Genomic DNA, 18,228 nt, shown 5'->3' on the forward strand with positions numbered 1-18,228 from the left:
GCGAGATCACTTGCAACGAGAGAGCGGTACCAACTAATCCGGCATCATTGAAACCACTCTATCTATTTGTTTTTACGCATTTCCAGACGCAAAATCGGGTCTCACTTTTGCTGGAAATACTCTCATACTAAAAAGGCGCGGGTTAATCCGCGCCTTTAATTTCTTCTCCGTCAGAGCTTTTCAAGCAGCTCTGGAGTTGGCCAGGAATCAGCGGGCATTCCAAGACGCAGTTGTTCGGTGCGGACTGCGTCGCGGGTCAGTATGCCGAAGACGCCATCAATCTTGCCCATATCATAGCCACGAGCCTGAAGCTTGGTCTGTAGCTCCTTCATCTGTTCCTGCGTCAAACCCTGATCAGGATTGCCGGGATTGAAGGCTGGAGCTCCTGCGAGGCGTGTGGCGAAATAAGCAGCGGTTGTCGCATAAACAATCGACTTGTTCCATTCCACGAAAACATCGAAGTTTGCATAAGACAGGAATGCTGGTCCCTTGCGGCCCAGCGGCAGCAGCAGCGATGCATCACCATTATCAGGGCCAAGCGGTCCATTGAGACCGACAACCCCCTGTTCGGCCCACCAGGAATGCGGTTTGCGATTGGTTCGGATGGATTCTTCCCATGGAAGGTCTTTGGTGATGCGCACTTCTTCGAGCCAAGGCTCGCCACGCTTCCAGCCGAGTTCGGAAATCATGCGGCCTGCAGTCATCATCGCGTCGGGCACGCTGTTCTTGAGGTCGACCTTGCCGTCTCCGTCGCCGTCAACGCCGCGCTCAAGATAATCTTTCGGCAGAAGCTGCATCATGCCGATTTCGCCAGCCCATGCGCCTGTGGTTGCCGCATCGACAACACCGGTATCGAAAAGTTTGAGAAGGGCAATCAACTGCGGACGGAAGAGCTCTGGGCGGCGGCAGTCGTAGGAAAGTGTCACAAGCGCGTTCAGCGTATCGAAATCACCCTGAATGGCGCCGTAATCGGTTTCCAGCCCCCAGAAGGCAGCAAGCACCGGACCCGGTACGCCGTAAGTGTCTTCCACCTTCTTGAACACGTCGGCATATTTGACGAGGTTGCTCTGGCCGTTCTTCAGCCGCGCTTCGGAAATCAGGCGCTTGGAGAATTCGGTGAATGTCAGGTTGAAGACCGTCTGTTTGCGGTCGCGGTCGAGAACTTTCTGCTCAAGCGAGGCCTTGTGCAGTTCCGCAATGCCCTTTTCACCTACGCCTGCTTCGCGTGCTTCCTTGGTCAGATTATCCATCCACTGACCGTAATCGATCTCGCATTCCGGTTTGGGCAGATTGGCCGCGTTGGTTGCGGCATCGGGACCCGGAGAGGCGAGAGCGGGAGAAATTGCAGTTGATGCCAGTAAAGCGGCAACCATCACTGAAGCGATAAGTTTCATCGAGAGAACTCACAATTAAAAGAGAAAGAACTTCTCCATTTATTTTTCAAGCTAAAGCATCGGCTCAAAAACCGAAATCGATTTTTGGAAAGTTCGATGCTTGGCTCAAGAGTAGAGAGCGTCCTTTGTGTGTCCAACCGGACGCACAACGATCTAGTGCCCCATCACGTCATGGAAATGAAGCAAAACTTAGCGTGAGTTGTCATTTGATGCAGAGTTAGCGGACCTTGTTGCTTTCCAGCCACTTTTTCCAGGCGCTGGCACTGCCCGCAAACACATTGATGTCTGCGTCGCCTTTGATGCCCGGAATAGTGCCCGTACCTGTATATTGCCAGAAGGTCCACGGATGCGGCCCATATTTCTCTGTCGGATGACCCGCCGTGGATCGCAGCCAGAACGGATATTCACGCATCTGGTTGAGGTCATTTTCATCAAAGAAATCGACCGTGGTGTAGATGATAGGTCGTTTGCCATAATGCTTTTCGACCGCATCAAGGAAAATCTTCATCTCCTTGCGTACTACGACAGCATTTGGCCTCAGCTTACAACTTGGCGAATGTGCATTCCATTCCATATCGAGGACAGGAGGCAGCGCGTTCGGATCGCGCGGGACATTCTGAATGTACCAGCGAGCCTGCTCAATCGCCGGGCGGCAGAAATAATAGAAGTGATAGGCGCTGCGCGGAATGCCAGCCTGTTTTGCACCGTTCCAATGTTCTGTGAAACGATCATCGAAACGGTCGCCGCCTTCTGTTGCCTTGATGAAGACAAACGAAATGCCGCTGCGGCGTACCGCATTCCAGTCAACATCGACCTGATATTTTGAAACATCCGTTCCATGGATTGGGTAATGCCATGGTGTGCGACCTGTCCATTCAAACGGTTTTCGATCGCCGAACCGCGGTGCGTTGACGGCTCCTGTCGGGCGCGCCATCTGCTGCATCGAATTGCCAGACTTTTTAACATCGGCGAAATCGTAGTCGACTGTGGTGCAGCCGGCCAGAAGTATCATGCCAAGGGCTAGAATGCTGCGGTTGGCCATACGTTTCATACAGAGGTTCCGGTGTCGCGAATCAATTTCAACAAGAATTACGCGATCCCGGTGCTGACGTCATCAGCTGGAGTGCAAGGTTTGCGGGAAATAAATTGGGTGAAAACAGTTGGCATTTATCCAGCGCGGATGGTTACGATAGGATGGCCAGGCTGAATGTTCAGCGCCACCATGTGGACTTTCATATCTTCCTGCATCACCTGTGCGCATCTCGGATTGCGGGCCGTATCGTGCAAGATGCGCACCTTAAAATCTCCAATTGACAGAGATGTCACGGCAGTTTTGTGCAAAAATCATGCTTAAAACTTTGTTATTATGGCGCTTTGTTACGAGCGGTAAGACTAATTGAGAGAACCTTTCCACGAGCTCGCCGTTTTTGGTTGTGACGTTGGCATCGTCGAAAAGCTTCGCTGGGGACTAAAGAGCGATGTGGCGACTGTCTTCGTAGGTGATTGATCGGATAGACCGATCACACACGGAAAACCAAAGCAGCGTTGGCTAAATCCCCGCAGCGCTGATTTTTAGGGAAGGAGAGCCATTATGAAAAAGTTTCTGGTAAGTGCGGTTGCTGCCGTATCGTTGCTCGGACTGGCAGCCTGCAGCGACAATTCGAAGGATGCGAATAAGGCGTCTGAATCTCCACCGCCAGCAGCAGCCCCGGCACCTGCATCACCGTCTACCAATGACACTACCACAACGCCGTCAACACCTGCTCCAGCACCAGCTACACCGGGGACAGGTACACCTCCGGCAAACTAACTCTGAGTTAGTAAGTTATTAATGCCGGTGATATTTACTGGCGATCTGATAATGGCGGTCCGCTTTGCAGGCCGCCATTTGCCCCGAAAGGAGCAGAATTAATGATCCATTCTTCGATTATTGAAAACAAAGATGAAGTTACTGCGTTTTCTCGGTTCAAACGCAGGCTCTCTTCGGTTATGGCTTTTGCCATGAGCCGTAATTTTCTGTTTCTGATTTCCGCTGTTGTTCTGTTAGCCCTTGCCGCTTGCGGCAGAGGAGAGGACGAACAGGCCGCTGCTCCGGTTCAGACAGAGCAAACAACGTCGACCCCTGTTCAAGAAGAGCAGACTGGCCCTGATCTTATCAAGGCAATGCAAGATAATTCCGGCGTCCTGACGCCTGAGCAGCAGGCCGCAGCCGTTGAACGCGCACGTAAAAATGCTGAAGCTGCCGCGAAATCCGTTGGACAGAATGAACAACAAGCACAGGCTGCCGGTGATGCTGCGGCAAGTGCTGCACAGCAGTCATTTGCGACCCGTCAGATCACGCAATAATTGTCTTCATAGACGATGGTATTTTTCTAAATAATTGTTTTTTCGCCCATTGTCGTGAGTTGTTGTTTCCAGCCTTTGCGGAATTCTATAGAAATGATTCATGTCGATTTGGGTTCAAATTGGTGAATTCTTCACCTCGGTTACGCTTAACGCTATTTCAAGCGTGATTGAAGCTGTACGAACGGTTTTTGAAGGCGATGCGGATACGCGCAGACGTGTCGCTTTTTCCATCGCGATGATCGCGCTTTCGGCAAAAATGGCCAAAGCCGATGGTGTTGTTACTCAGGACGAGTTCCGGGCGTTTCAAAATATTTTTTCTGTTCCACCAGAAGAACATGCTCATGTCGTTCGGCTCTATAATCTAGCCCAGCAGGACGTCGCAGGTTACGAAAGCTATGCGCGTCAGCTTGCGGGCCTCTGTCGTGAAGGCGATGATAATTGCCATCTGCTCGAAGATATTCTTGACGGTTTATTTCATATCGCAACCGCCGACGGCTATGTGCATGAAAAGGAAATGGCGTTCCTTTCAAGCGTTGCCGAAATCTTCGGTTTTGATGAAGAAGGTTTCGAGCGCATTGCCCTTCGTCACGTCAATCATGGTGAGGGTGATCCTTATGCCATTCTCGGACTGACGCGCGGCGTTTCGTTTGAAGACGCGCGCAAGCGCTATCGTGCTCTGGTGAAAGAACATCACCCCGACCGGCTTGTTGCGGAAGGTCTTCCGCTGGAATTTATCAAGATTGCAAATACCCGCCTTGCTGCCATCAATGCGGCCTGGGCAAGCGTAGAAAAACAGTTGGAAGCCGCATGAGCAGCGTAGACGTATCAGAAGCCGAATTACTCGCAGCACTTACTTTGGATGAGCCGGACTACCCAGCAGCCTCGATTGATGCGTCGCCAAACTTCGGCATTCGTAAGGATGGCAAGACACCGACCTACCTGATCCTGCATTATACGGGCCTTGCGACCGCTCAGGAGGCTCTCGACGTTCTCAAGTCGCCTGAGATGGAAGTGTCTGCACATTATCTGGTTCATGAAGATGGGCGTGTCGTGCAGATGGTGTCTGAAAAGGCGCGCGCATGGCACGCAGGAAAGAGCTTCTGGAAGGGTGAAACCGATATCAATTCGGCATCAATCGGGATCGAGATCGTCAATCCCGGAGAGCTGGAAAACTATCCACCTTTCGCCGACCGGCAGATTGATGCCGTTATCGCGCTTTGCCGGAGCATTTGTGAGCGATATGAAATCCGCCCGGAAAATGTTCTTGCACATTCAGACATAGCGCCTGACCGCAAGACCGATCCGGGGCACAATTTCCCCTGGAAGCGGTTGCATGAGGCAGGGATAGCCCATCACATTGAACCGACGGCCATCCGTGGTGGACGCTTTCTCGCGCGTGGCGAGCAAGGGCAACCCGTCGAGGCTTTGCAATCCATGCTTGCTCTTTATGGCTACAAAATCGAGATCAACGGCGTGTATGATGAGGCCACCGAGACCGTGATTAAGGCGTTTCAGCGGCATTTTCGGACACAAAATGTGGATGGTGTTGCGGATGTATCTACTATAGATACCCTATACCGGCTGATTTTTTCCCTACAAAATGTTACCGCTTAAGGGTGAGATTCCATGCTTAAGCGTGAGCGCTTGCTCCTTCATATTTCTGTAGTAATTTCATCAAATTAGATCGATTACATCTCTTGGCGAAGGTGTTTTTCCACCATGGCGTGCTTCACGAAATGTGACAGCCCTTATTACAACCTGTAAGACTATTTTACTTCCTCAACCAATCTTCGGCTGCATTTCCCCAGCAAATGATCTGCCATTCCCAGCGACGACGGGCGGGTTTAGGCCAGTCATGCGGGATCATAATTCAAACGGCTCTGCTGCCCCCAAGATCAGCATAGCCCCATAAAAAAACGATCCAAGACGGTAGGTTATGAAAGTAAAATTTGTTGTTGTATGCGCCCTCATTGGCGCCATGAGTTCTTTTGGCCTTAATTCTGCAATGAGTGCGCCAGTCAACGAACCAACGAATCTGGCGGATCTTCTGAAGGCGCGTTCCCAGAACAAGGCTGCTGAAACCAACAAGTCTGAACAGTCATCACGCTCAGCCCAGACAGAACGCAAGCAAACCGCGAAGAAGGCTTCGGTCATCACAAAGCGCGCCGCACCAACGGAAAAGAGCGCGAAGCGGTCCAAGTCCCGCGTTGAGACATCAAAGGTCGTGAAGAGCGGCACCGGCTACTCCCAGATCATAAATCGTTATGCAGCAACCTACGGCGTGCCTTCTTCGCTGGCCCATGCGGTTGTCCGTCACGAAAGCAATTTCCAGCCAAATGTTCGCGGCAAGGCCGGTGAAATTGGCCTCATGCAGATCAAGCTTTCGACAGCGCGCAGCCTCGGTTATTCCGGCTCTGCCAAGGGACTTTATGAGCCTTCCACCAACATTCAGTTCGGTATGAAATACCTTGCCATGGCACAGAAGCTTGGCGGTGGTAGCACCTGCGGCACGATCCTCAAGTATAATGCTGGCCATGGTGCAAAGCGCATGAATCCAACCTCTGCAAAATATTGCAGTTCGGTTAAGGCCTACATGGCTGGCCTCTAATATTTGTTGTGACGCCTATCCTGAAAGCTGTTTCGCTTTTTCAGGATGTGCTCTGGGTTTATGTTGTCGGTTGCGTAGTGTTCCAAACCGATGGCGTGAACGAAAAGCCGGCAGCGGTTTCGCTGCCGGCTTTTCCGTTGTGTATAGATTTTTTCAAAACACGGTTCCTACTTGGCTTGATCGTGTTATATACGCGCCCGTCAGTCGGTCGGGCAGCCGCGCTTGTCATATGCCGAAAGGCGGCGGGTGAGGAAAGTCCGGGCTCCATGGAAACACGATGCCGGGTAACGCCCGGCGGGGGTGACCCCAGGGATAGTGCCACAGAAAGTAAACCGCCCCGTCTTCCGTACTGCTCTGCTGAGCGGCAGGGATGACGGGGTAAGGGTGAAAGGGTGGGGTAAGAGCCCACCGCGTCGGTGGCAACACAGGCGGCACGGTAAACCCCATTGGGAGCAAAACCGAATAGGGACGGCGCGCCGGTTCGCAGGAACCGGCAATCAGTTTCCGGATCAGCCGTCCGGGTGGGTTGCAAGAGGCGGGTGGCGACATCCGTCCCAGATGAATGGCTGCCACGTTGGACGCAAGTCCAGCCATACAGAACCCGGCTTACAGACCGACTGACATTTTTACTTCTCCGCATCGGCTAATCGACATTTCTGTTTGATCGCAGGAAACGGATAGTTGTGTTCGTGGTGCATATCTATTGCGGAACTTCCCAACCAAGGAGGTTTCCATGTCGAGTTTAAAAGGTAAGGTCGCAATCATTATCGGTGCATCGTCGGGAATAGGGCGTGCTACGGCAATGCTGTTTGCCGCGCAGGGTGCTGCCGTTGTTTTAAATGCCCGCAATGAGGTGGCGTTGGAGGCGGTCTCGGAAGCTGTTATAGGGCTTGGCGGCGAGGCGCATTATGTGGCTGGAGACGCTTCACAAAGTGAAACACATGAGAAGCTCATAGCCGTTGCTCGTCATGAATTCGGTCGTCTTGATGTTGCTTTTAACAATGCTGGCACCGTCGGACCCATTGTGCCGGTGACAGATGCAAGCCTTGGTGATTGGAACAATGTGATTGCCGGTAATCTGACATCGGCATTTCTCGGCGCAAAATCGCAGATACCCTTAATGCTCAAGTCCGGCGGTGGTTCGATCATTTTCACATCAACTTTTGTTGGCACCAGCGTCGGCATTCCAGGAATGTCACTCTATGGTGCCGCAAAGGCTGGGTTGATGGGATTGGTAAAAGGCATCACCGCAGACTATGGCGCGCAAGGCATCAGAGCAAATGCGCTTTTGCCGGGCGGTGTCGATACACCGATGGCAGGCAGTGATGCTCAGAAAGAATGGGCTGCAGGCCTCCACGCAATGAAACGGATTGCCCAGCCTGAAGAAATTGCCCAGGCTGCACTTTTTCTGGCGGGGCCAATGGCGAGCTTTGTTTCTGGTTCAGCACTTTATGCTGATGGTGGCAATTCAGCAGTCAAATAAAAAAGCGGCGGCTTTCCTGGTGGGAAGACCGCTGTACCGTCTCAATCGGTACGCCTGTGAACACGTTGCAGATGAGTTTCATGTTCAACACGAGGATAATGGCAGCGCCAAGCTGCAAATGAATCCTCTTGCGGTGCGGGTGGTTATGTTACCCGGTGGGTCTTCTTAAACGCCATGCTTAAGCCATCAATTACAATTGCGAACGATTTGCAGATAATGGGAGGGGGCCGCATTATCGTCAATGGCATTAAAATTAATGCTTTTCATATGGATGTGATTGTTTCGTCTGGAAATTGAGCGAATTCATCGCGGTTTGCATGAACTGCTTTTGCTTTTTGAGTGACGAAAAAGCCGCTGCAAAAACTTTTGTATAGGGTGGTGATTTATCAGCGGCAACTTCAAAGGCTAACGGTTCATTAAGCTTAATATCCGATAACTGTTTGAACGAATCCGTCAAATCGCAGTGCGTCTGAAATTGGTCGGAATCCAAAGCAAAACACAGGATAGCGGGACGTGATCCCGGGAAAGGATCGGGATGATGGCTAGCCTCGGCAGAGACCAATCTCAAGCCGAAGGGGCTCAGGTCCGTCACGTTCCGGTGCTTATTTCCGAAGTGATTGATGCACTGAAACCTGAAAACGGCAAAGTAATCGTCGATGGCACATTCGGCGCTGGTGGGTATACGCGCCGTATTCTGGAAGAGGGCGCAAACGTCATCGCGATTGATCGTGACCCGACTGCCATTTCTGCCGGACAAGGCATTGTAAAGCAGTTCGATGGCAGACTTGACCTTGTTGAAAGCCAGTTTTCCAAGCTGGATGTGGCTGTTGAACAGGTGTTGGGAGATGGCGCGAAGGTCGATGGTGTCGTACTCGATATCGGTGTCTCGTCAATGCAGATCGATGAGGCAGAACGCGGCTTTTCCTTCCAGAAAGATGGTCCTCTCGATATGCGCATGTCTCGTAAGGGTCCAAGTGCTGCCGAAGTCGTGAACCGGTTGAAGATGGGTGATCTCGCTCGCATCTTTAATTTTCTGGGTGAAGAACGTCATGCCGGACGCATTGCGCGCATGATTGAAAAACGCCGTGAAGCGCAGCCTTTCACCCGTACGCTTGATCTGGCGAACGCGATTGAATCGCTGGTCGGGCGTAATCCAAAAGTACCTATTCATCCGGCAACGCGCGTGTTTCAGGCGCTGCGTATCTACGTGAACGATGAGCTGGGTGAACTGGCGCGGGCATTGCTCGCAGCCGAACGTATTCTGAAGCCGGGTGGCCGTCTGGTCGTCGTGACCTTCCATTCCCTCGAAGATCGTATGGTCAAGCGCTACTTTGCGGATCGTGCTGGCGGCAGTGCGGGTTCACGACATTTGCCGGAAACCCATGTAAGGCTTGCAAGCTTTACGGCAGCGGTTAAGGGCGCGGTTGGACCGAGTGCTGAAGAAGAAGAGCGTAATCCTCGCGCCCGTTCCGCAAAACTGCGTGCGGGTTTAAGGACTGAAAATCCACCTCTTGAAGATGATCTTTCGCTGTTCGGGTTGCCGAAGCTCCCCGAAACGCATGAACTGTCCCGGAGTTGAACGAGTGCTGCGTACCTTTGAACTCATCATGATTGCGGCAATGCTGGTGGCGGCAACAATCACCTATACCATCAAATATGATGCGGAGAGGCAGATTGCAGTTATTTCCAAGCTGAAGCGCCAGATCGATGCCGAAAAGGACACGATCACACTTCTGCGCGCTGATTGGGCATTGATGAACCAGCCGGGGCGCTTGCAGAGCCTTGTGGGTGTTTATGCTGATGAACTCAAATTGCAGCCAATCGAAGCCCAACAGCTTGCGATGGGTGTTGAAGATATTCCGGAACGACAGATGGATGATATTCAGAAACTGATTTCCGGCAGCGACGAGTTGGTCGCAAGCGGCGTTCTGGAGCCAGACGCTACCACCACCGGAAGTGTCAAGAAGAATGGGGCGAGGCACTGAACATGCGGCTGAAGCTCGGATTTTCCAAAAAGAACAAACGAAACACCAATGACGGTTTGGAGCCGGCTGGCAATGAAAAGCTGGCCGGCAATATGGCTTTTGTAGGCTCACGCAAAAAGCACGGTAATCGTGCACGCAACCGTTTGTGGATGGCAATTGCCTGCTTCGTCGGCATTTACGGTGTCATTGGTGGCAAGCTTGTCTATTTCGGCATGATTGGCGGCAATGATGACGATTCAAATGGTCCTGCCGTGCATCAGCTTGCGTCACGACCGGATATTCTGGATCGCAATGGCGAAATTCTGGCCACTGACATCAAGACCGCCTCGCTTTTTGCTGAGCCACGGAAGATCGTTGATCCTGATGAGACCATTGAGTTGCTTTCAACAGTCATTCCCGATCTCGATTGGGAAGCCACTTATCGTCGGTTGAAGAGTGGCGCCGGCTTCGTCTGGGTGAAACGTGGTTTGACGCCGCGTCAGCAGAGCCAGATCATGGCTCTGGGTGTGCCCGGCATCGGCTTTCGTACCGAAAAGCGCCGTTTCTACCCAGGTGGTCCGACTGCATCGCATATTCTTGGCCTCGTCAATGTCGACAATCAGGGCATTGCCGGGATGGAGAAGTTTATTGACAGTCAGGGGCTGAGCGATCTTCGCGCTGCGGGGATGGCGACGGCGCAGTCATTGGAACCAGTCAAGCTTTCCATTGATATTCGCGTCCAGCACATCATGCGTGACGTGCTGGTGAAGGCCGTAGAACGCTATCGTGCAATTGCTGCGGGTGCCGTGGTTCTTAACGTGAAGACCGGCGAAGTTATAGCTATGGCTTCGGTGCCGGACTTTGATCCGAACAATCCCGTCAATGCGCTTGATAAGGATCGCCTGAACCGTATGTCGGCGGGCACCTATGAAATGGGCTCGACGATCAAGAGCTTTACCACTGCTATGGCGCTTGATTCAGGTAAGTTCACGCTGAATTCGAAGATCGATGCCTCGCGTCCGCTGGTCATTGGTCGTCAGACGATCCGCGACTTCCACGGTAAAGGCCGTGTGCTGACACTGCCTGAAGTGTTTATCTTCTCGTCCAATATTGGTTCGGGTCATGAAGCCAATGTGGTTGGTATCGAAGGCCATCGCGCATTCTTGAAAAAGCTTGGTCTTCTTGATCGTATGCAGACCGAGTTGCCGGAAGTCGCACGTCCGGTCGAGCCGCGCGTATGGAAAAAAGTGCATTCGATGACCATTTCGTTTGGTCACGGTATGATGACGACGCCGTTGCAGACGGCGGTGGGTGCAGCGGCATTGATGAATGGCGGCAAGCTGATTGAGCCGACTTTCCTCGCTCGTACGCAGGCGGAGGCCGATCAGGTAGCGCAGCAAGTTATTCATCCTCAGGTTTCTGCTGATATGCGTTATCTCTATCGTCTGAATGCGACTGCGCCGGGAGGCTCGGGCAAGCGTGCAACGGTTCAGGGTTATCGCGTGGGTGGCAAGACGGGTACGGCTGAAAAGGTTGTCCACGGACGCTATTCAAAAGACGTGCGCTTCAACGCCTTTCTCGCATCCTTCCCGATGGATGATCCAACCTATGTTGTGCTGACGATTATCGATGAACCAAAACCTGAAGAAGGCAAGTACAGCGCAACCGCTGGTCTCAATGCCGCGCCTATGGTTGCGGACATTATTCGTCGCTCTGCAACTTTTTTGGGAGTTAAGCCCGATTTTAAACAGGAATTTGCGCCAGCAGAATCGGAGATTGCTTCTGCTGATTCTGCAAACGACTGATTTGCTTGATTGCATGTAACGCGTGATCGCCTGCACACTGTAACTGGAACTGGTATGACCATGAAGTTGAAAGACATTACACTTTTTAAGGAACTTACCTCTGGTTCGGCAGGAGATGTCGAAATTACGGGCGTGACTTCGGATTCTCGGAAAGTTGAAAAAGGTTTTCTCTTTGCCGCTCTGAAGGGTGTAAAGGCTGATGGTGCTGATTATGCCGCAGATGCAGTAAAGCGTGGTGCTTCTGCCATCATTGCCGGTAAGGGCACTGTTATCAACAATGCCAGCGTGCCTGTGCTGCATGTTGATGATCCTCGTCATGCGCTTGCCGTTGCAAGTGCGCAGTTTTATGGCAAACAGCCTGAAGTCATGGTCGCCGTTACCGGCACCAGCGGCAAGACTTCGGTGGCGTCCTTTACCCGCCAGATATGGGCTTATGCAGGTTTTCCTGCAGCCAATATCGGAACCACTGGCGTTTTCTCGCCAACCCGAAGCGATTATAATTCGTTGACGACACCTGACCCGGTTGAGTTGCATCGCGTGCTCGCAGAGCTTGCCGATGAAGGTGTGACCCATGCCGCGATGGAAGCATCGTCCCATGGTCTCGATCAGCGCCGACTTGATGGTGTGAAGCTTGCCGCAGGCGCGTTCACCAATCTCGGTCGCGATCACATGGATTATCACGCGACAATCGAAGAATACCTGCACGCCAAGATGCGCTTGTTTGATACGCTGCTCCCAAAAGGTGCGCCCGCAATCATCTTTGCTGACGATCCGTTCTCGCCACAGGCGATTGAAGCTGCAAAGGCCGCAGGTTGTGATGTTAAGACTGTTGGCCGCAAAGGTGATTTCATCACCATCAAGCGTGTTGAGCACGAACGTTTCCGCCAGCACATCGAAGTGCGCATTGCCGACGAAATCTTTGAAATCGAGCTGCCGCTGGCTGGTGACTTCCAGGTTGCCAATGCACTTGTGTCGGCAGGACTTGCGATGGTGACGGGCGTTCCGGCTGCGGCTGCGATGCGTGCGCTTGAGCGTCTTAAAGGTGCACCGGGCCGTCTTGATCTGGTGGGAGCTACGGAAGAGGGCGCTCCTGCTTATGTCGATTATGCGCATAAGCCGGAAGCACTTGAAAACGTTCTTACTTCCGTGCGCCCATTTACAACCGGACGTGTGATCGTGGTGTTTGGCTGCGGCGGTGATCGTGACAAGGGCAAGCGCCCGATCATGGGGGAAATTGCTGCGCGTCTCGCTGATGTGGCGATTGTCACCGACGACAACCCACGCTCGGAAGTGCCAGCACAAATCCGATCTGAGATCATGGCCGCAGCCCCCGGGGCCACCGAAATCGGCGACCGTCGTGAGGCGATCTTTACGGCTGTTTCCATGATGATGCCGGGCGACACACTGGTTGTTGCGGGCAAGGGACACGAAGAAGGTCAGATCGTCGGCGACATAACGCTGCCGTTCTCGGATCATACGGAAGTGGCGGCTGCATTGGCAGCGCGTCTTGAGGAGCGTAAGGGATGAGTGACTGGCTTTGGACATCTGCCGATATGGTGGAGGCCATGGAAGGTCGGCCTTTCGGTACTTTGCCTGCGGGTATCACTGGGATTTCTATCGATAGCCGCACGCTGAAAGAGGGCGAAGCCTTCTTTGCGATCAAGGGCGATCTGTTTGACGGACATGATTTTGCAACGGCAGCGATGGCTGCCGGTGCTGGGCTTCTGGTGATCAACGAATCCCGTCTTCCGGCACTGGGTCATCTCAAGGTTCCGATGATCGTCGTTGAAGACGTGCTTGAAGCCTTGACCAAGCTTGGCATTGCTTCACGCGACCGCTCCAAAGCCCAGATCATTGCTGTTACCGGCTCTGTTGGGAAAACGACGACCAAGGAAGCGCTGCGTCATGTGCTGGCCGATTCAGGCAAGGTCCATGCGTCTGTTGCTTCATTCAATAATCACTGGGGCGTGCCACTGACTCTCGCCCGTATGCCGGTCGATACCGATTATGGTGTGTTCGAAATCGGCATGAATCACCATGGCGAAATTCGCCCGCTGGTGAAGATGGTGCGCCCACATGTGGCGCTCATCACGCTGATTGCTCCGGCACATCTTGGTCATTTTGCCAATCTCGAAGAGATTGCAGTGGCAAAAGCCGAGATTTTTGAAGGTGTTGTGCCGGGTGGTTATGCGCTCCTCAATCGCGATGACAAGCGTTTCAAGCAGCTTGAAGGGCTGGCTGAAAAGGCAGGTATTGAGCATATAGTCACTTTCGGCGAAAACGCCCAATCTGACTATCTTCTGCGCGAAGTGAAGATGCATCCGACATGCTCATGCATGACCGTTAAGATCGGTAACGAGGAAGCCGTTGTAAAAGTCGGTATGCCGGGACGCCATATCGTGCAGAACATGCTCGCAGTTCTCGGCGCGGCCCATCTCGTTGGTGCAGACATGGCAAAGGTTGTCATCGCTATGGCAACGCTGACAGCTGAAGGCGGACGCGGTGCGCGTCATGTGCTCGAACATCCGGATGGTGGTTCCTTCACCCTGATCGATGAAAGCTACAATGCAAACCCTACCTCGATGCGTGCGTCGCTGGCGCTGCTTCACGCAACGCCGCCGGAAGGCCCGCGTGGTCGCCGTATCGCAGTTTTAGGTGATATGTTGGAGCTTGGCCGTCAGTCCGGCAAGCTCCATGCTGACCTTGCACGTCCAATCGTGGATGCGGGAGTGAACGTGCTTTATATCGGCGGACGTGAAATGTCGGTGCTGAAAAATGCCTTGCCAGTTGAAATTCACGTCGAATACAGGCAGAGCACCGATGAATTATTGCCGTTGGTGATGAAAACAGTGCGTCCCGGCGATGTTGTCATGGTGAAATCTTCCAAAGGAATAGGCTTCTCCAAGATCGTCAAGGCGCTGACAAACCAGTTTCCGCCGGTGGTGCCTGCCGAATAGGCGTGTTTGAGGGATTTTTCTCCGTATGTTGATGCTTCTTGCAGTTTTTGCCGATCATGTGACACCGTTTAACGTGTTTCGCTACATCACGTTCCGCACCGGCGGCGCGATGATTACGTCGGCACTGATCGTTTTCCTGTTTGGTCCTGCGATCATCAATTCGCTCCGTGCACGGCAGGGAAAAGGTCAGCCGATCCGTGCGGATGGCCCTCAGACCCACTTCAAGAAAGCTGGTACGCCCACCATGGGCGGTCTGATGATCATGACAGGCATTCTCGTGTCCTGTTTCTTCTGGGCAAATCTTTCCAGCGTTTATGTCTGGGTTGTGCTGATGGTCACGGTCGGTTTTGGTGCCATCGGTTTTTACGACGACTATCTCAAGGTCACAAAACAGTCGGACAAAGGTTTTTCCGGCAAATCCCGTTTGGGCATCGAATTTCTGATTGCGGCCGTTGCAGCCTTCATCATCATGCGCGCCGGTCAGGAGCCGTTCTCGTCTTCGCTCACGTTTCCATTCGTAAAACAGTTTGTCTTAAATCTCGGTTGGCTCTTCATTCCGCTGGCAGCCTTTGTGATGGTTGGTGCTGGCAATGCCGTGAACCTGACCGACGGTCTGGATGGTCTGGCGATTGTGCCTGTGATGGTTGCTGCGGCCTCTTTCGGTTTCATTGCCTATCTTTCGGGTAACGCGATCTTTGCCGATTACCTGCAAATCCATTTTGTGCCGGGTACGGGTGAACTGGCCGTGGTTCTGGGCGCTGTTATCGGTGCAGGGCTTGGCTTCCTATGGTTCAACGCCCCCCCCGCTGCAATCTTCATGGGGGACACTGGCTCGCTGGCGTTGGGCGGTATGCTTGGTACTGTGGCTGTTGCCACCAAGCACGAAATCGTTCTTGCGATCATAGGCGGCCTGTTCGTCATGGAAGCGCTTTCGGTGATCATTCAGGTTGGCTCGTTCAAGCTTACCGGCAAGCGCGTGTTCCTGATGGCACCGATTCATCACCATTTTGAAAAGAAAGGCTGGACCGAGAGTCAGGTCGTGATCCGTTTTTGGATCGTGGCTATTATCCTCGCCATGATCGGTCTTTCCACATTGAAGCTGAGATAAGGCAAGCAGAATGATCCCGATCACCGCCCTTAAAGATAAGACTGTAGCCCTCTTCGGATTGGGCGGGTCGGGCATCGCTACCGCCAAAGCTATCGTTGCCGGTGGAGCGAAGATCATTGCCTGGGATGATAATCCCGACAGTGTTGCCCGCGCACAGAGCGCGGGTATAGCAACTGGCGATTTGAGGCAGGCGGACTGGTCACAGTTCGCTGCCTTTGTGCTTTCGCCCGGCGTGCCGCTAACGCATCCCAAGCCACACTGGAGCGTTGATCTCGCGCACGCGAGCGGTGTCGAGATTATCGGCGACGTCGAGCTTTTTGTGCGTGAACGCAATCATATTGCACCGGATTGCCCATTTATCGCGATCACCGGCACCAACGGCAAATCCACAACGACCGCGCTGATTGCGCATATCATCAAGGCTTCGGGCCGTGACATGCAGCTCGGCGGTAATATCGGCACTGCGATCCTCACATTGGAAGCGCCCGCACCAGACCGTTTTTATGTGGTCGAGTGCTCGTCTTACCAGATTGATCTGGCGCCTTCGCTTAATCCTACGGCTGGTATCCTTCTCAATCTTACGCCTGATCATCTTGATCGCCACGGTTCCATGGAAAACTATGCCGCCATTAAAGAGCGGCTGGTTGCGAAAAGCGGCGTTGCAATCGTTGGTGTTGACGATGAATTTTGCGCAAGTATTGGAGATCGCCTTGAAAGTACGGGCGTTAAAGTCGAACGTATTTCCAAGGACAGGCGCCTTGAGAACGGTGCTTTCGCGGAAGGTGCACAGCTTTACTCTGCAAAGAATGGCAATGTTGAAGAACTAGCATCACTCGACGGCATTGGTTCCTTGCGCGGCGCGCATAATGCGCAGAACGCTTTGGCGGCAATCTTAGCCTGTGTATCAGTTGGCCTTTCGATTGAAGAAATTCGCGCAGGCCTCAAAAGCTTTCCCGGTCTTGCACATCGCATGGAACAGGTGGGGCATCGCGGCAAGGTGCTGTTCGTTAATGATTCCAAAGCGACCAATGCTGAAGCAACTGCGCCTGCACTGTCGTCTTTCGCCAACCACATTTACTGGATCGCTGGCGGCGTGCCCAAGGCTGGCGGTATCAGTGCTTTGTCAGAGTTCTTCCCGCGCATTACCAAAGCCTATCTGATTGGTGAAGCTGCGGCGCAATTTGCTGCGACGCTGGGTGATGCTGTGACATTCGAGATTTCCGACACGCTGGCTGTCGCAGTTGAACATGCTGCACGTGATGCAGGCAATGACGCAGCAGCAGAACCGGTGGTTCTGCTTTCGCCAGCCTGTGCGAGTTTTGACCAGTTCCAGAATTTTGAAAAACGCGGCGATGCATTCCGTAACGCCGTGCTTGCGCTCCCGGGTATTGAGCCAATCGGAGGGAAAAGCTGATGGTAAGTCGCGTTGACCGTGGTGCTGTCGCCAATTGGTGGTGGACAATCGACCGTTACTTTCTGGCTGCATGTCTGGCCCTGATGGGGCTTGGGGTGTTGTTGTCCTTTGCGGCGAGCCCCGCGGTTGCGCAGCGCATTGGCCTTGACAGCTTTCATTTTGTGGAACGCCAGACCTTTTTTATGATCCCGGCTGTTGCCGTGATGATCGGTGTTTCGTTCCTATCACCACGCCAGATCAGGCGCTTTGCCCTGATTCTGCTTTGCGCCTCCCTGTTTCTTATGGCGGCAGCGCTTTTCATTGGTATCGAGATCAAGGGCGCACGCCGCTGGGTCAGCCTCGCAGGCGTCTCTATTCAGCCTTCCGAGTTCATGAAGCCGGCCTTTGTGGTCATCTGCGCATGGCTTTTCTCTGAGCGTGAGCGCGGTGGCCAGATGCCGGGTTATTTTCTGGCCATGGCACTGTTCTGCGTTACTGCAGGATTGCTGATGTTGCAGCCGGACTTCGGTCAGACCATGCTGACAACCGGCACATGGGGCGCGATGTTCTTCCTTGCTGGCCTGCCGATGTTCTGGATTTTGTGCCTCGGCGGTATCGCGGTTGTGGGTGCGTTCGGTGCCTATATGACACTTGATCACGTTGCGGGCCGTGTGAACCGCTTTTTGACCGGCGAGGGCGATACATTCCAGGTGGATGCGGGGCGTGAAGCAATTCTGCGCGGAGGCTGGTTTGGTCAAGGTCCGGGCGAAGGCACTGTCAAGCGTATCATCCCCGACAGCCATACCGACTTTATCTTTTCCGTCGCCGCCGAAGAATATGGCATCATTCTTTGCATGATCATCATGGCGCTGTTCGCTTTTATCGTCATTCGTGGACTTTCGATTGCGCTGCGTGAGCGTGATGCTTTCACGCGTCTGGCTGTTTCCGGCATCGTTATCCTGTTTGGCTTCCAGTCAATCATCAACATGGCGGTTAATCTGCATCTGATGCCTGCCAAGGGTATGACCTTGCCGTTTATTTCCTATGGGGGATCTTCGCTCGTTGCTATTGCGATCACCATGGGCATTCTGCTGGCACTGACCCGCCGTCGCCCCGAAGCGCGCATGACGCATACGGTTGGCATGGGCGAGCGCATTCCAGTTTTGTGAG

The 18,228-nt window shown here is 53.2% G+C and carries 17 protein-coding genes and 1 other RNA gene; 15 read left to right on the forward strand and 3 right to left on the reverse strand.

Annotation, left to right across the window (positions count from 1 at the left end; all coding sequences use genetic code 11):
* Positions 1-170: 170 nt before the first annotated feature.
* The 3 genes from H5024_RS05590 to H5024_RS21500 form a co-directional block, all read right to left on the reverse strand.
* A complete protein-coding gene (locus tag H5024_RS05590) occupies positions 171-1,394 on the reverse strand; it encodes a lytic murein transglycosylase (RefSeq protein ID WP_187544400.1) in 1,224 nt (407 codons plus the stop codon).
* 217 nt (positions 1,395-1,611) lie between these two features.
* Complete coding sequence (locus H5024_RS05595) at positions 1,612-2,445, reverse strand: GH25 family lysozyme (protein WP_187544401.1); 834 nt, start codon at positions 2,443-2,445, stop codon at positions 1,612-1,614.
* A gap of 116 nt (positions 2,446-2,561) precedes the next feature.
* Positions 2,562-2,690, reverse strand: a complete 129-nt coding sequence (locus H5024_RS21500; protein ID WP_282186029.1) for a hypothetical protein — start codon at positions 2,688-2,690, stop codon at positions 2,562-2,564.
* Positions 2,691-2,985: 295 nt separating this feature from the next.
* On the opposite strand from H5024_RS21500, the gene H5024_RS05600 reads away from it, so the two are divergent.
* From H5024_RS05600 to ftsW, 15 genes are all read left to right on the forward strand, one after another.
* Positions 2,986-3,204: a hypothetical protein gene (locus H5024_RS05600; RefSeq protein WP_187544402.1), complete on the forward strand. Its 219-nt coding sequence runs from the start codon at positions 2,986-2,988 to the stop codon at positions 3,202-3,204.
* Positions 3,205-3,305: 101 nt separating this feature from the next.
* The gene (locus H5024_RS05605) at positions 3,306-3,740 is read left to right on the forward strand and encodes a hypothetical protein (protein ID WP_247875214.1); all 435 of its coding nucleotides are present in this window, start codon (positions 3,306-3,308) and stop codon (positions 3,738-3,740) included.
* 100 nt (positions 3,741-3,840) lie between these two features.
* Complete coding sequence (locus tag H5024_RS05610) at positions 3,841-4,551, forward strand: DnaJ family molecular chaperone (RefSeq protein ID WP_187544403.1); 711 nt, start codon at positions 3,841-3,843, stop codon at positions 4,549-4,551.
* Positions 4,548-5,354 (forward strand): N-acetylmuramoyl-L-alanine amidase, encoded by an 807-nt coding sequence (locus H5024_RS05615; RefSeq protein WP_187544404.1) that lies wholly within the window; start codon positions 4,548-4,550, stop codon positions 5,352-5,354. The genes H5024_RS05610 and H5024_RS05615 overlap by 4 nt, the downstream gene beginning before the upstream one ends.
* A 322-nt stretch (positions 5,355-5,676) precedes the next feature.
* Positions 5,677-6,348, forward strand: a complete 672-nt coding sequence (locus H5024_RS05620; protein ID WP_187544405.1) for a transglycosylase SLT domain-containing protein — start codon at positions 5,677-5,679, stop codon at positions 6,346-6,348.
* Positions 6,349-6,548: 200 nt separating this feature from the next.
* Positions 6,549-6,973, forward strand: an RNA gene (gene rnpB / locus H5024_RS05625) — RNase P RNA component class A.
* A 108-nt stretch (positions 6,974-7,081) separates the two neighbouring features.
* Positions 7,082-7,831 (forward strand): SDR family oxidoreductase, encoded by a 750-nt coding sequence (locus H5024_RS05630; protein WP_187544406.1) that lies wholly within the window; start codon positions 7,082-7,084, stop codon positions 7,829-7,831.
* Between the two features lie 535 nt (positions 7,832-8,366).
* Entirely contained in the window at positions 8,367-9,410 is a 1,044-nt protein-coding gene (gene rsmH / locus H5024_RS05635) for a 16S rRNA (cytosine(1402)-N(4))-methyltransferase RsmH (RefSeq protein ID WP_187544407.1), read from the forward strand.
* 4 nt (positions 9,411-9,414) lie between these two features.
* Positions 9,415-9,816, forward strand: coding sequence for a hypothetical protein (locus H5024_RS05640; RefSeq protein ID WP_187544408.1), 402 nt, complete (start codon positions 9,415-9,417; stop codon positions 9,814-9,816).
* 2 nt (positions 9,817-9,818) lie between these two features.
* Positions 9,819-11,600, forward strand: a complete 1,782-nt coding sequence (locus H5024_RS05645; protein WP_187544409.1) for a penicillin-binding protein 2 — start codon at positions 9,819-9,821, stop codon at positions 11,598-11,600.
* Positions 11,601-11,654: 54 nt separating this feature from the next.
* A complete protein-coding gene (locus H5024_RS05650; protein ID WP_187544410.1) occupies positions 11,655-13,127 on the forward strand; it encodes a UDP-N-acetylmuramoyl-L-alanyl-D-glutamate--2,6-diaminopimelate ligase in 1,473 nt (490 codons plus the stop codon).
* Entirely contained in the window at positions 13,124-14,557 is a 1,434-nt protein-coding gene (locus tag H5024_RS05655; protein ID WP_187544411.1) for a UDP-N-acetylmuramoylalanyl-D-glutamyl-2,6-diaminopimelate--D-alanyl-D-alanine ligase, read from the forward strand. Before H5024_RS05650 ends, H5024_RS05655 begins: the two co-directional genes overlap by 4 nt.
* A gap of 25 nt (positions 14,558-14,582) precedes the next feature.
* Positions 14,583-15,665, forward strand: a complete 1,083-nt coding sequence (mraY, locus tag H5024_RS05660; protein WP_187544412.1) for a phospho-N-acetylmuramoyl-pentapeptide-transferase — start codon at positions 14,583-14,585, stop codon at positions 15,663-15,665.
* A gap of 10 nt (positions 15,666-15,675) precedes the next feature.
* The gene (gene murD, locus H5024_RS05665) at positions 15,676-17,079 is read left to right on the forward strand and encodes a UDP-N-acetylmuramoyl-L-alanine--D-glutamate ligase (RefSeq protein WP_187544413.1); all 1,404 of its coding nucleotides are present in this window, start codon (positions 15,676-15,678) and stop codon (positions 17,077-17,079) included.
* Positions 17,079-18,227, forward strand: a complete 1,149-nt coding sequence (gene ftsW / locus H5024_RS05670; protein WP_187544414.1) for a putative lipid II flippase FtsW — start codon at positions 17,079-17,081, stop codon at positions 18,225-18,227. The genes murD and ftsW overlap by 1 nt, the downstream gene beginning before the upstream one ends.
* Position 18,228 lies beyond the last annotated feature (1 nt).

The organism is Ochrobactrum sp. Marseille-Q0166, from assembly GCF_014397025.1.
Taxonomy (GTDB): Bacteria; Pseudomonadota; Alphaproteobacteria; order Rhizobiales; family Rhizobiaceae; genus Brucella.